Source organism: Bacillus sp. FSL K6-3458 (genome assembly GCF_038005045.1).
Lineage (GTDB): Bacteria > Bacillota > Bacilli > Bacillales > Bacillaceae > Bacillus > Bacillus altitudinis.
The window spans coordinates 2118929-2133669 of sequence record NZ_JBBOSI010000001.1; the positions used below are offsets into that span (position 1 = coordinate 2118929).

The 14741-nt window shown below is 41.2% G+C and carries 12 protein-coding genes and 1 other RNA gene; 9 read left to right on the forward strand and 4 right to left on the reverse strand.

The window, feature by feature from the left end; all coding sequences use genetic code 11:
- Window positions 1-10: 10 nt before the first annotated feature.
- The 3 genes from MHH23_RS11440 to odhB all read left to right on the forward strand — a co-directional run bounded on the left by MHH23_RS11440 (window position 11) and on the right by odhB (window position 6257).
- Window positions 11-1927, forward strand: coding sequence for a vWA domain-containing protein (locus MHH23_RS11440; RefSeq protein ID WP_047946568.1), 1917 nt, complete (start codon window positions 11-13; stop codon window positions 1925-1927).
- A 224-nt stretch (window positions 1928-2151) separates the two neighbouring features.
- Window positions 2152-4986: a 2-oxoglutarate dehydrogenase E1 component gene (gene sucA / locus MHH23_RS11445; protein WP_017359494.1), complete on the forward strand. Its 2835-nt coding sequence runs from the start codon at window positions 2152-2154 to the stop codon at window positions 4984-4986.
- A 14-nt stretch (window positions 4987-5000) separates the two neighbouring features.
- Window positions 5001-6257, forward strand: coding sequence for a 2-oxoglutarate dehydrogenase complex dihydrolipoyllysine-residue succinyltransferase (odhB, locus tag MHH23_RS11450; RefSeq protein ID WP_007500721.1), 1257 nt, complete (start codon window positions 5001-5003; stop codon window positions 6255-6257).
- Window positions 6258-6288: 31 nt separating this feature from the next.
- On the opposite strand, the gene MHH23_RS11455 is transcribed toward odhB, so the two are convergent.
- From MHH23_RS11455 to MHH23_RS11470, 4 genes are all read right to left on the reverse strand, one after another.
- Window positions 6289-7239, reverse strand: coding sequence for a bile acid:sodium symporter family protein (locus MHH23_RS11455; RefSeq protein ID WP_159159725.1), 951 nt, complete (start codon window positions 7237-7239; stop codon window positions 6289-6291).
- Window positions 7240-7382: 143 nt separating this feature from the next.
- Window positions 7383-8204, reverse strand: coding sequence for a superoxide dismutase (locus MHH23_RS11460; RefSeq protein WP_178930268.1), 822 nt, complete (start codon window positions 8202-8204; stop codon window positions 7383-7385).
- Window positions 8197-10074, reverse strand: a complete 1878-nt coding sequence (locus MHH23_RS11465; protein ID WP_340959515.1) for a terpene cyclase/mutase family protein — start codon at window positions 10072-10074, stop codon at window positions 8197-8199. The genes MHH23_RS11460 and MHH23_RS11465 overlap by 8 nt, the downstream gene beginning before the upstream one ends.
- A gap of 100 nt (window positions 10075-10174) precedes the next feature.
- Entirely contained in the window at window positions 10175-11659 is a 1485-nt protein-coding gene (locus MHH23_RS11470; RefSeq protein WP_019743300.1) for an aldehyde dehydrogenase family protein, read from the reverse strand.
- Between the two features lie 209 nt (window positions 11660-11868).
- Here MHH23_RS11470 and MHH23_RS11475 point away from each other — a divergent pair, with 209 nt between their 5' ends.
- From MHH23_RS11475 to ssrS, 6 genes are all read left to right on the forward strand, one after another.
- Entirely contained in the window at window positions 11869-12081 is a 213-nt protein-coding gene (locus tag MHH23_RS11475) for a DUF6501 family protein (protein WP_017367443.1), read from the forward strand.
- Window positions 12082-12127: 46 nt separating this feature from the next.
- Window positions 12128-12268, forward strand: coding sequence for a YozQ family protein (locus tag MHH23_RS11480; RefSeq protein ID WP_327859671.1), 141 nt, complete (start codon window positions 12128-12130; stop codon window positions 12266-12268).
- 276 nt (window positions 12269-12544) lie between these two features.
- Window positions 12545-12886 (forward strand): PH domain-containing protein, encoded by a 342-nt coding sequence (locus MHH23_RS11485; RefSeq protein ID WP_008346505.1) that lies wholly within the window; start codon window positions 12545-12547, stop codon window positions 12884-12886.
- 177 nt (window positions 12887-13063) lie between these two features.
- Window positions 13064-13711: an SDR family oxidoreductase gene (locus MHH23_RS11490; RefSeq protein WP_017367442.1), complete on the forward strand. Its 648-nt coding sequence runs from the start codon at window positions 13064-13066 to the stop codon at window positions 13709-13711.
- A 90-nt stretch (window positions 13712-13801) separates the two neighbouring features.
- A complete protein-coding gene (locus MHH23_RS11495; RefSeq protein ID WP_144665617.1) occupies window positions 13802-14302 on the forward strand; it encodes a TraR/DksA family transcriptional regulator in 501 nt (166 codons plus the stop codon).
- Between the two features lie 133 nt (window positions 14303-14435).
- A non-coding RNA gene (ssrS, locus tag MHH23_RS11500) (6S RNA) lies at window positions 14436-14621 on the forward strand.
- Window positions 14622-14741 lie beyond the last annotated feature (120 nt).

Here is a 14741-nt window from a genome sequence, read left to right on the forward strand (position 1 = left end):
GTTCTGACTTTTGAAATTCATCAAATTTAATGACAGCAGAATCGATTCATTTCTATTTATGGAATTAACGGATTTAGCCAAAACACTTGCCAAAAGTGATGATGTGGAGCTTGAATACGGTGTTCAGTCGTACTATGAACCGTTTGAAAAGAAAATTTTCATCAGCCATTTTTGGGATGATCGTCATCAAGAGGATATGATGGCAGGCCTAAAAAGTGATGTGTTCCTGCGAGCAGTAGGGACGGTGTATAGCGATCTTACAGTATTTGAAGACATCATTCGCTATGCCCACACATTATCCATTCCTGATGTGTGCAAACAATTGTTTATGCTGTTTGAAGATATCCGCATTGAAGAGCGGATTAAACGTGACCGCCCAGGAACAAAAAAGGTATTTAAACGGAGAAGAGAGCTTTACAGACGTCACTTTAAAACACAATTAACGATTAACCAAGAGCGCAGTATTTTAACAGATGCACTCTTTTGTGCGATATACGTGAAGCTGACAGCCGAATCTCCGCTTGAAGAAATTCCACCCCTTCATGAGCGGATAGATCCAATGATTCCGTTTATTGAGTCAAGTCTTGAACGTGTATATGACGCACGCTCGACATCTGATATCGCCATCATTGTGAAGGAATTGACAGAAGGCTTCGATGAGCTCCTTGAAAAGGATATGCTGAACACATACTTTTTCTTCCCAGAATTGGACTATGAAAAAGCGGCAAAAGAACCGCTTTTCCATGACCTCAAAAGAAAGCCAAAATTAAGTGAGGATATAAAAGTCGATCGGGAAAAAGAGGGGGATGAAGACATCCATAATGAATATATGGAAGTATGGCATAGAGAAACGGAAGCACCATCTAAAAGTTTCCTTCAATTTGATTTAGAACACGGTGGTAAAAGCGATCTCGGTAAAGATGCGGCAAGAGAAGGTGACGATGGAGATCAGGCGCTTGGAACGGTTCAAGGTTCAGCCAAACAAACCCATCGAAAAGACTATTCAAAGCTTGAAGCACTAGAAGAGGCAGAAGGAGAAGAAAGCGGGGCAGATGCGCATGAGAATGGAAAAGAAAACAAATATGCGTTTCCAGTCATGATTTCACCAGAACCTCCTTCACCAGAGCAAATAGATGTGTACAAGCAGCACGCAAAGGCAATCGAGCCTTATCAGAAACGCTTAAAACAAATGATTCAAAAAACACTTGAGCATAAAAAAACATGGCCAAAAACAGATCTTCATGCAGGACGTCTCAGTAAAAAGCTCATTCGTTATTTTACAGAGTCCAATCCTCGACTATTTTATAAAAAACAAGCGCCATCTTCTCAAATTGATGCTGTGTTCACTTTATTAGTTGACTGTTCGGCAAGTATGTTTGACAAGATGGATGAGACAAAAAAAGGGATTGTTCTGTTTCATGAAGCTTTAAAATCAGTGCAGGTACCTCATCAAATTGTAGGGTTCTGGGAAGATACAAATGATGCAACTGAAACAAGTCAACCGAACTACTTTAACACCGTCGTATCGTTCAAAGATTCCTTATTTGACGCAGGACCATCCATTATGTCACTTGAGCCAGAAGAGGATAACCGGGATGGCTATGCGATTCGCCAAATGACAAAAATGATTTTAAAACGAAGAGAAGAGCAAAAGTTCCTCATTGTTTTCTCAGACGGAGAGCCGGCTGCATTCAGCTACGAACAAAATGGGATCGTGGATACACATGAAGCGGTTCTCGAAGCGAGAAAAAAGGGAATTGAAGTGATCAATGTGTTTTTATCCAATTCTCCGATTGAAGAGGCGCAGATGAAAACGATCCAAGATATGTATGGTAAGTTCAGCATTTTTGTACCGGATGTCGATACATTGCCAGATGTGCTATATCCATTACTCAAGAAATTGCTGCATAAAAGCATTGGGGCATAAGGTTTTGCCCCTTTCTTTAAAATATTTTTCGGAATGATTTAAATTTTTTGTTTTTCTTTGAATTTTTTATCTTTAATTGAACAAAGAATGTAGAAAGTAATCCGAAACAGTGGTAGAATATGATTGGAAGCGTTTTATTACATAAATTTGGTCATTGTGTTCTGGAAGTTATATCGAGATAGTGTTCAATCACTTGATGATCAAAGTTGGGGGTAGTGTTCAAAATGTTTCAAAATGATGTGAAACAACCGTTGAGTTGGGAAGAATTTCATGGTCCGAACCTCGGCTACGTGCTCGAGCTCTACGATCAATATGTCCAGGATCCTACTAGTGTTGATGAAGACATAAGAGGCATATTTGATGAACTTGGTGCACCACCGAGTGAAATGAAGGAGGAAATTGGGAAAAAAGAAAATAGCGTAGTTACTTCTGAACAAATCCAAAAGATAGCATCAGTCGTTAAACTGGCAGAAGACATCAGAACGTATGGCCATTTAAATGCTTCCGTCAATCCTCTTCGCAAAGAAAAGGAATTACAAGAGCTGTTTCCATTAAAGGAATACGGTTTAACTGAAGAAGACGTTAAGAATATTCCAATATCAATTATTAGCCCAGATGCACCTAAACACATTTCAAACGGCATAGAAGCCATTAACCATTTGAGAAATACGTATAAGCGTACCATTTCATTTGAGTTTGATCACGTACATGACTTCGAAGAGCGCAACTGGCTCTCTAAATCTATTGAGTCTGGCGAATTATTTAAGAAAAAACCAGCAGATAAACTAGTTTCTGTATTCAAAAGATTAACAGAAGTCGAGCAATTTGAGCAGTTCCTTCATAAAACATTTGTTGGACAAAAGCGTTTTTCTATTGAAGGATTAGACGCACTTGTTCCAGTACTTGATGAAATTATATCCGAGTCTGTTACACAAGGGACTTCAAATATTAACATTGGAATGGCACATAGAGGCCGTTTAAATGTATTAGCACATGTGTTAGGAAAGCCATATGAGATCATTTTCTCAGAATTCCAGCATGCGCCTAATAAAGAGCTTGTACCATCAGAAGGCTCTATCGGCATCAGCTACGGATGGACAGGGGATGTAAAATATCATCTCGGTGCTGACCGCCAAATCAAAGATGAAGATACAAAGAGTGCAAGAGTCACACTTGCCAATAACCCAAGTCACTTGGAATTTATTGACCCGATTATTGAAGGAAGCACTCGTGCTGCTCAAGAATCGCGTACTCAAAAAGGCTATCCAGTTCAAGACGTTGAAAAAGCGTTAGCCATCTTAATTCATGGGGATGCTGCATTTCCTGGAGAGGGAATTGTCGCAGAAACATTAAATTTAAGTCAATTAGTCGGCTATCAAGTGGGGGGAACGATCCATATCATTGCCAACAATATGATTGGATTTACCACAGAAAGCAATGAATCTCGTTCAACAAAATACGCTAGTGACCTTGCAAAAGGTTTCGAGATTCCAATTGTTCACGTCAATGCAGACGATCCAGAAGCTTGTTTAGCAGCTGTTCAGCTGGCGGTAGAATACCGTAAACGGTTTAAAAAGGATTTCTTAATTGACTTGATTGGCTACCGCAGATATGGCCATAACGAAATGGATGAGCCATCTACTACTCAGCCAATGCTGTACGATGCGGTCAGAAAGCACAAAACGGTCAAGAATATCTTCGCAGATAAGCTTGTCACTGAGGGCCTTCTGTCAAAAGAACAAAGAGAAGAAATTGAGCAGGCTGTCACGGCAAAAATTGAAGAAGCTTATAAAAAAGTGCCTTCAAAGAAAGAACATACGATTCAAGAAATCGAACTGCCAGAGCCTGTATCTAACGGCTTCCCTGCAGTTGATACATCTGTAGAGTTTGATGTATTAAGAAAGCTGAATGAAGAATTAATTAGCTGGCCGAAAGACTTCCAAGTATTCGGTAAGCTAAAGCGGATCCTTGAAAAACGTGCAAAAGTGTTTACAGATGATCGCAAAGTGGAATGGTCACTTGGTGAAGCACTGGCATTTGCATCTATATTAAAAGACGGTACGCCGATTCGAATGACCGGACAGGATTCTGAGCGAGGCACATTTGCTCAAAGAAACCTTGTTCTTCACGACAGTCAAACGGGAGATGAATTCATTGCTCTTCATGAACTGAGTGATGCAAATGCATCATTTACAGTCCATAATAGTCCACTGTCAGAAGGCTCTGTCATCGGGTTTGAATATGGTTATAATGTCTATTCTCCTGAAACATTAGTGATTTGGGAAGCTCAATTTGGAGACTTCGCAAATGCGGCTCAAGTGTATTTTGATCAATTTATTTCAGCAGGCCGCGCCAAGTGGGGACAAAAGTCAGGGCTTGTGATGCTCTTGCCACATGGATATGAAGGACAAGGTCCAGAACATTCTAGTGGAAGAACAGAACGCTTCTTGCAATCAGCTGCTGAGAATAACTGGACAGTTGCGAACCTGACAAGTGCAGCTCAATACTTCCATATTCTTAGAAGACAGGCGAAAATGCTACTTCGTGAAGAGATTCGTCCTCTTGTCATCATGACACCGAAGAGTCTGCTTCGTAACCCGAACACATTATCCGAAGTCCAAGAACTAACAGATGGACAGTTCCGTCCAGTTCTTGAACAGCCGGGCCTTGTGCATGATCATGAAAAAGTAACACGCCTTGTGCTATCGAGCGGGAAGGTATCGATCGATATTAGTGATCGTTTTACTCAAATGGAAGACTCAAAAGATTGGCTTCATATTGCGAGAGTGGAACAATTATATCCATTCCCGGCCAAAGATATTAAAGCCATTTTATCAAAACTGACGAACTTAGAAGAAATCGTATGGGTGCAAGAAGAACCGCAAAATATGGGCGCTTGGGGATATATTGAGCCATATTTACGTGAAATTGCATCTGAAAAAGTAAAAGTACGTTACATCGGCCGCAGAAGACGTTCAAGTACGGCTGAGGGTGATCCAACTGTTCATAAAAAAGAACAAGAACGAATTGTATCTGATAGCTTGACTCGCAAAAACTAAGGGGGAAATGAAAAATGGCGGAAATTAAAGTACCTGAACTAGCGGAATCAATCTCGGAAGGAACAATTGCTCAGTGGCTAAAACAGCCGGGCGATTATGTTGAGCAGGGGGAATACCTGTTAGAACTTGAAACAGATAAAGTCAATGTCGAATTGACAGCTGAAGAATCTGGTGTTCTAAAAGAAGTACTGAAAGATTCTGGTGACACTGTCCAAGTTGGAGAAGTCATCGGAACGATTGCAGCAGGTGAAGCTGGCGGAAGCGAGTCCGCAGCTCCAGCACCTGAGCAAGATTCTGCACCAGCTTCGAAAGAAGAACCAGCAGCTGAACAAAAAGAAGAGGCAGCAAAAGAAGAGCCGAAATCTGGTAATGGCAGAACGATCGCTTCTCCAGCAGCTAGAAAACTAGCAAGAGAGAAGGGGTTAGACTTATCTGAGATTCCAACCGCAGATCCGCTGGGCAGGGTACGAAAGCAGGATGTAGCTTCTTACCAAAAGAATGAAGCTCCTGCAAGTGCACCGAAAGCCGCGCCAAAAGCAAATGCTGCGGTGCAAAATGATCAAGCAGGGAAACCAGTTGAGCGTGAAAAAATGTCACGCCGCAGACAAACCATTGCAAAACGTTTAGTTGAAGTTCAACAAACGGCAGCGATGCTGACAACATTTAATGAAGTCGATATGACAGCTGTCATGGATCTAAGAAAGCGTCGCAAAGATGCCTTCCTTGAACAAAACGATGTGAAACTGGGCTTCATGTCCTTCTTCACAAAAGCAGTGGTAGCAGCACTTAAAAAATATCCACTTCTCAACGCAGAAATTCAAGGTGATGAGCTTGTCATTAAAAAATTCTATGACATCGGTATTGCTGTAGCCGCCAATGAAGGGCTTGTGGTACCAGTTGTCCGTGATGCAGACAGACTATCATTTGCTGGAATTGAAAAAGAAATCGGTCATCTTGCGAAAAAAGCAAGAGATAACAAATTATCGCTCAATGAATTACAAGGTGGATCATTCACGATCACAAACGGAGGAACATTTGGTTCTCTGCTTTCAACACCAATTTTAAACAGTCCTCAAGTTGGAATTTTAGGTATGCATAAAATTCAGCTTCGTCCTGTTGCAATTGATGAAGAACGCTTTGAAAACCGTCCAATGATGTATTTAGCTCTTTCATACGACCACCGTATTGTCGATGGTAAAGAAGCTGTTGGGTTCCTTGTCACGATTAAAAATCTACTTGAAGATCCTGAACAGCTATTGCTTGAAGGATAATCGAAAGAAAAAGCTAGTACCGATGAGGGTACTAGCTTTTTTGGTCTTTATTTTCTGGGTAGCCTCTTTTTGACCAAAATGTTGCCAGCCAAGAGCCAGATAAATTATGCCATACGCTAAAAATGGCACTGGGAACGGCGGCAAGTGGAGAAAAATGTGCGGTTGCAAGGGCTGCGCCAAGTCCAGAATTTTGCATCCCTACTTCTATTGAAATTGCTCGTTGAGAAGGAATGTCCATTTTACACCATTTTGCAATGAGGTAACCCAATAATAGACCAAGAGCATTATGTAAAACAACAACGGCAAAAATAAGCAGTCCAGATTGCAGAATCTGTTCTTTATTTGCGCTGACAACAGCTGCAATGATGGCGACAATGCCAGTAACAGATACAAGTGGGAGTGCTTGTACAGCATACGTCACTTGTTTTTTAAAAAACAATTTGACGATGACCCCTAAAATAATCGGAATTAAGACAACTTGGACAATCGACAAAAACAAAGCACCCGGTGATACAGATAACCAAGATTTTGCAAAGATATAAATGAAAACAGGGGTCAAAATGGGAGCAAGTAGTGTCGAGATCGTTGTCACGGCAACGGATAAGGCCGTATTTCCTTTCGCCAAAAAGGTCATTACATTGGATGCAGTCCCGCCTGGACAGCAGCCGACGAGAATGACACCAACAGCGATTTCAGAAGGCAAATGTAACCCATAGGCCAATAAAAATGCAATGAGTGGCATCAGTGTATACTGCGCTAAAACCCCGATCAATACATAAAGAGGCTTTCTAAAAAGCTCTTTAAAATCTTCAGAAGACAGCGTCAGCCCCATGCCAAACATAATAATGCCAAGTAAAAAAGGGATATAAGGTCCAATCAAAGAAAATGCCGCAGGAAAAGTAAAACCTAGACAAGCAAAGACAATGACCCATATAGCAAATGTTCTTCCCGCAAAGTGACTAATGTGTAAAAGGGTGTTCATACTATCTTTCAACTCTCTTTCTTTTCTATTTTAAATGAATTTTCTGAAAAAACAACCTATGATTTTGCATCTGGTACTCATAATATTATTATGTAAACTAATAAAAAACCCCACATAGTACATGAACTATGTGGAGTATGCGATCAAAAAGGTGTCCATTTCACTTGTTGAGCCTGTTTTAGTCTTGCTTCTGGCTCACGCCAGTCAACGACATTCCACCACTGGTCTACATATTGCGCCTTCTCATTTCGATATTGGAGGTAATAGGCATGCTCCCACACATCAAGAGCAAGAAGGGGGATGATGTCCCACTGCGAGAGGAACTGATGGCGCTCTGCTTGTAAAATGTCTAAACGCTGAGATCGCGAGGACCATACAAGGATCGCCCATCCGACACCTTCTACTTGTTTGGCAGCAGCTGAAAAATGTGACTTGAACGCCTCATAGCTGCCAAATGATTGATCAATGAGACGAAGCATTTGACCAGTAGGTTTTCTTTTTCCTGAAGGACTCATTGAAAACCAAAAGATACAATGTAAATAATGTCCTGCCCCATGAAAGGCAAGTTCACGTTCCCAATGCTTGATCATCGTAAAGTCATTGGTTCTTCTTGCTTTTTTTAGCGCAAGTTCAGCTTGATTTAGACCATTAACATAAGTTTGATGATGCTTTTGATGGTGCAAGTACATAATTTCTTTTGAAATATAAGGTTCGAGCGCGTCATACCGATAAGGCAGTGGTGGTAACTGATGATTTCCAGCTGCTACATCGCGCACTTCTTCGTGTGGCTGCATGTCTTCTGCAATCCTTTCGGCTAGTTCGTACCATTCTTGTTCACTCGAATGATCATCCTCCATTTTGAGTCGTAAATTTTCCACTTTTCGATGAATTTTATCATCTTGCCACACATGTTGGATCGTGCTAAGCCACTCTTTGAGCTGTGAGCGATATTCTTCTTTATTCATGTATACGCCTCATTTCGTTTAAAAATGTAGAACAAGCCATCATCGGAAACACAAATGGGTAGCTATGATAGGTGATGTAAAATTGTTTTGGCAGTCCAATGCCGACTGGATAGTACATGGCTTCTTCAGTATGGTGATGGTTCACTAAAAAGGAGACAGCTTTCAAAATGGCTGCGTTATTTGCTTTCTCATATTGGAGGAGCGCCTCGGTCGCCCATGCGGTTTGAACCACTGTGCCAAAGGGAAGCGGGACATAGGTTTTCAGTTCTGCACTTTTACACGATTCTCCGAAACTGCCATCTTCAAGCTGAATCTGCTTTAGAAAACGGCACGCTTGTTGCACAGCAGGGTGTGAGGAGGGAACGCCGGCCGCTTTCAGTCCTGTTAACGCTGCCCAAGTTCCATAAATATAACAAACACCCCATCTGCCAAACCATGATCCGTTTTTCTCTTGGTGGTCAATGAGCCATTTTACACATCGATCTTTTTGCCTGAGAATCGAGGGTGAAGCAGTATCTTTTTCTTCTAAACCAATCAAATGGAGCACACGACCAGTAATATCAGGAGTTGACGGATCAATCGCCGCATCCTCCGCAGATTCAAGCGGAAGGTGACGAAGTAGAAAGTGATCTTGATTTTTTTCAAAAGCAGAAAAGCCGCCATCACGGTTTTGCATGGAGAGAAGCCAGTCATATCCTCGTTTCCACTGAAGTGGAGCGTATTCTTTTGGGATCGCTTTTAACACAATTTGCGTGTCATCACAATCAGGATTATTCGTATTGATATGTGAGAAACCAAAGCCCCCGGGAGCAGCATGACGGTTATGAACTGCCCAATCCGCTTTCTTCATTTGCTGCCGGTCCAGCAAATAGGTGAAGGAATTCATGATCATGGGATCTTCTCGTTTTCTTCCTGTTCTTTGAGAAGCGTAACTGACAAGCGCTGTATCCCACACAGTCGAGGTGGAATTCTCAGCATATATCTTGCCTTGACAGGAGGTGACGAGCCTTTTCATACCTCTGACTGCTTTTTGGATGAGATGATGTCCAGGGGAGTACCCAAGGCTCATGAGGGCATAGACCATAAAGATGGTTGCACTTAAGTAACTATACAGCGTCCCATCTTTTTCAAGACGGTCAAACATGTATCGCTTTGCCGCTTCATATCCGAAAAAGTCGAGCCGGCTGTCGAGGGCTGTATATGACCGCATATACATGAGGAAGTCATCAGTCGAACGTTCTTCTCTTGCCATAAACCAGTCAAATGGATTTTTAGACATGTTTTCATCAAGATGGGCTAATGATGGAAACGCTGCATGAGAGGTGTACCGTTTGTTCAGTGCGATCATCATGGGTACAAAATGAATCCTTGCATAGGCACTAAGGTGGTAGAAGTGCAGTGGAAAAGCCGTAGGGATGAGTAAAAGGGAAAGAGGTGCATAGAAGTAGGGCCAAGGGTGCATGCCATTTACGGCAAGCATCCATTTTGTCATAAAATGAACGCTCTTTAGTCCACCTTTTGAGCGAATATATTGTGCTGCTTTTTCCATATGGGGCTCGTCTTTTTGAAATCTGCCAGATGCGAGCATGCCGCAATAACCTTGTACTGTAGCTGTGAGATGTCCCGACTGGTCATGATACAAAGAAAAGGAACCATCTTCATTTTGTTTGGCATGTATTGCTTCGGCCAATTGATGGATCAATTGCTGATCAGGGTCACCAACGGCTTTTAACAGCATAATGAAAAAAGCATTTGTCATCATAGGTCCTTCAAAGCAGAAAATAAATGCGCCATCTTCTCTTTGTCTGCGTTCTACCTGCATGTGCAGTTCATCGATATATTCGTTGACTCTCGTTTTAAAATCTTGCATTCGGCCATGCTCCTTTCCTTTATCACTATATTCAGGAGTCGGCCTGTCACATGCCAGCACAAAAAAAGCCGATGACATCGTCATCGGCTTTCTTAAATGATTAGTCTTGCAGATTAATCCACACGCTTTTGACTTCTGTATAGTTGTTAAGGGCATATGATCCCATTTCTCTGCCAAGGCCTGACTGTTTATATCCGCCAAACGGGGAGGCGGCATCAAAGACATTATAGCAGTTGACCCAAATGGTTCCTGCTTCTAGGCGTGCAGCGATATCGTGAGCATGCTTTAAGTTTTCTGTCCAAAGTCCTGCCGCTAACCCATAGTCAGATTGATTGGCCCGTTCGACCACTTCATCAATGGAATCGTAAGGAATCGCAGATAGAACTGGACCGAAGATCTCTTCTTTTGCGATTGTCATTTCATCTTCTACATCTTTAAAGACAGTAGGAGAGACAAAATAGCCTGCTTCATAAGGGCAGTCACCACCGACTACGGCTGTTGCACCTTCTGACTTCCCTTTTTCAATATAACCTAACACACGTTCATGCTGCTCTTTACTCACTAGAGGCCCAATCTGGGTATCATGATGAAGACCAGCTCCTTGTTTTAGTGATGTCGCATATTTAGCCATTTGATCGACGACTTCATCATATTGGCTCCGGTGCACAAAGACCCTTGATCCTGCACAGCACACTTGACCTTGGTTAAACATCACGCCGTTTAATGCACCTGGAATGGCTTTCTTTAAATCAGCATCTGGTAAAATAATATTCGGCGATTTTCCGCCAAGCTCTAAAGTAACACGCTTGATGGATTTGGCTGCTTTCTCCATGATCAATTTCCCAACACTTGTTGATCCAGTGAAAGCCAGCTTATTGACATCAGGGTGATCGGTTAATGCTTCACCGGCTGTTTCACCGAATCCAGGAACGATGTTAATCACGCCTTCTGGGAACCCGGCTTTATCCACTAATTCAGCTAAATATAAAGCAGATAGTGGCGTTTGTTCAGCTGGCTTTAAAACGATGGTGCAGCCTGTTGCTAGTGCAGCACCCATTTTCCACATGGCCATGAGCAGCGGGAAGTTCCAAGGAATGATTTGTCCCACAACGCCCACAGGCTCATGGCGGGTATAATTAAAATATCCCTGGCTGACAGGAAGGGTTTGTCCAGTCATTTTTGTGGTCCACCCTGCATAATAGCGCATGTGCTCAATGGCAAGAGGGATATCCGCATTGGTTGTTTCATTAATTGGTTTTCCATTATCAAGTGTTTCCAGCTGAGCCAGTTCTTCTTGGTGTTCTTCCATTAAATCTGCCAGCTTAAACATCAAGCGGGCACGTTCGGCTGCAGACATAGAACGCCAAGGTCCATGGAACGCCTTTTTAGCAGCTTTTACTGCCTCATCAATGTCGGCTGCACCTGCTTCATATACATCAATAAGGGTTTCTCCTGTGGCAGGGTTAGGCGTAGAGAATGTTTTGTTATCATGACTTGTGACAAACTGACCGTTAATGTAGAGTTTTTTCGTCCCTTGGAGAAAAGATTCGAGTTTTGAACTGATTTGAAGTGTTGTAGAGCTCATAAATAAACAAACCTCCTTAAAGATATGGGTTGTTCTGCGAGTTCTAGGTGGAAAAAGTGGACATGAAGCCATTTGTATACGCACACACATGTAAACGTATACATTTATCATATTACACGACATCTTTGAAAGCAATCGATAACACTCATTGCATTTCACGAAAAATTGGCTACAATAAATGTATAGATGAAAAAAGGAGTTTTTAAATCATGATCCATCAAAACTGGCAAACGGCTGAAACGGTAAAACAAGTAAAATGTGTACATACAAATGCGAAAAAATATATGGTTGACCGGGCATTAACGGTTGGACACACATATGATGTGAAAAATGAAACAGAGGAATTTCTCTTTGTCGTTGATAATACGGGTAAAGTAGGCGGGTATTACAAAGAGTATTTCGAAGACAATTCTGCTGAATGATTTTGATGGTCATCACTCATACTAAGAAAAACAGTAAAGGGTGATGATGATGAAAAAGCAGCAGCAAGAAGAGCAGAAACATCAAAATGCTTGGCATGACAATGAAGATGCTGATATGGCGATGACACTTGAGCAAATTTCTGATGTGTATGCCGAAGGAACGATTGATACCCCGAAAGATGAATAGTCATTTAAAACAGTGATTTTACATAATCACTGTTTTTTTATGGTCTCATAACGAATGATTTCTTGAAAAACCTGAAACTTTTTTCCTGCTTTAACAGTCTAAATAAGTAGAGGAAAGAGCATCGGATCAAAAAGAAAAAGTTAAATGAAATTTAATCTATTCGTAATGGAATAACGACGATTTATAGCGTATTCTATAAGTGAGAATAAAACGTACCCACAGAGCCGTGTGGCCGTTTTGTCATAAAGGAATTTGATGCAGGAAGAGGGGGTTTACGTGGGTATTTTTTCTGTCAGTAAACAAAATGATCATAAAAAATTCGAATCCTTATTAATTGAAGGAGAAAGAATTGAGGCTGTTTACAGACTGCGTCACGACCAAATTTGTTTCACCAATAAACGACTGATCTTTGGCGATAACCGCGTATTTTCTAAAAAGAAAGTCAGGGTCTCCTTGCCGTATCGATCAATTGAAAGTTTTGCCATTCAAGAAGCTGGCGTGTTTGATCAGGACACTGGTATGCTGCTTGTTACAAGCTCAAAAGTATTTGAACTCGATTTTTCTAAAGATACAGATTTGAGTGACGTGCAGGCCATTTTAACAAAACATCTTTGCTGATCAACGATGCGATTACATAGATCACATGCACTTTTCTCATTCTTTGTTCTTATTTTTATCTATCGCATATCCCTTGAGCTTTTCCCATCACAGTGGGGAAGGCTTTTTTCTATTCGTGTGTTTGAATCACATCAAAAAAGGATAAAGATGAAACAGATACAGAAAGGAGAATGAACAATGAAAGTATTAGTTGCTGGAGCAAACGGACATACAGGGAGACTTGTCATTCGATATTTAAAAGAAAAAGGACATGAGCCGCTTGCTCTCATTCGAGATGAAAAACAAGCAGATGCGCTAAAAGAACTTGGAGCAGCGCCTGTCATCGGTGATCTTGAAAAGGATGTGACAGATGCTGTGAAGCAAGCAGAAGCTGTCATCTTTGCAGCTGGTTCAGGCTCAAAAACAGGTGCAGATAAAACCATCGCTGTTGATCAAGAGGGGGCAAAACGCCTCGTTGATACAGCCAAAAAAGAAAATATTCAGCATTTTGTGATGCTGAGTTCTTATAATGCCGACGATCCTCATCAAGGAAAAGGACAAGGCAGTATGGAGATTTATTATGAAGCGAAAAGAAAAGCCGATGAACATTTAAAACAGTCTGGTCTTTCTTACACCATTGTGCGGCCAGGAGCACTGCTGCATGAGGAGAAGACAGGGAAAATAGAAGCGGCTGCTCATATTCCAGACGATCGTGACATTGAGATTTCAAGAGAAGATGTAGCCACTGTCTTAGTGGAAAGCTTAACGGAATCCAATGTGAAAAATAAAGCCTTTGACTTAATCAAAGGTGATACACCAGTAGAAGAAGCACTTCGCAATCTTTAAATGAAGAAAGCTGCTGCCAAAGGCGGCGGCTTTTTTTGATGTTTTCATTTCGCATGGAGCGGGAAGGTAAAGAGAAAGGAGTGATTGACCGTGAGCTTAACGAAAGAGCAAAAAGCTGATTTATATGAAAGACTTATTCAATTAAAAGAAGATGTGAAAGGATCAAAAAAGAAAGAAGAATCCATGCTGGTCGAATCGAATGAGATTTCAAATGGTGTTGGAAACCATATCGCAGATCACGGAAGCATCTATTTAGATCGCATGACCGAACAGACGCTGGATCAAGTCGATGATCAGATCGAAGGTGAAATTGATGCGGCGCTTAAGCGGATGGAAGACGGAACATATGGAATTTGTGAAAAAACAGGAAAAGATATTCCATATGACCGTTTGAAAGCAGTACCCTATACTCGTTATTCAATTGATGCAAAGAAAAATGAAGAAACCAATCAAGATCCAAATGAATTTGACCGTTCGTTCTCTGAGCAAATGCGTGATTTAACAAATAGAGAAACAATGGATCAATTACATTCAGATACGTATGAAAGGCTAGAAGAAGAGCAAGATGTTGATGTAGATGAGGAAAAATAACATGATGAGAGGAATTTATGTTTTCTCAACATAATGTTTTCCCACGTCTACATGGACAAAAATCTTGTATACATGAGTATTTTTTTAGAAAAAACATATCTTGAAATTTAATAAACTTTCGTGTAGTATAGTTTAAAGGCTGCGATGCGCGTAATGTTAATTAAGTTTTAACCTTTAAGCTGTAATAGGGAGTTTTATATTGAAGCCGGAATGTCACGCCTCCTTCGAGAGGAAGACAGGAACGTTTCTGCAAACACCCACTTTGAGGAGTGGTGGTTTAAAACTTTCTTACTTAGATTACGGCATCCGCAGCTTTTCCTAGGATGATTCAAGCCATTTTCCATTTTTGGAAAATGGCTTTTTATTTTGTCCAAAATACGATTTTGAACAGACCGAATGTGGATGTACAAATGTATGTTAAAATAGACAAAACAAACGA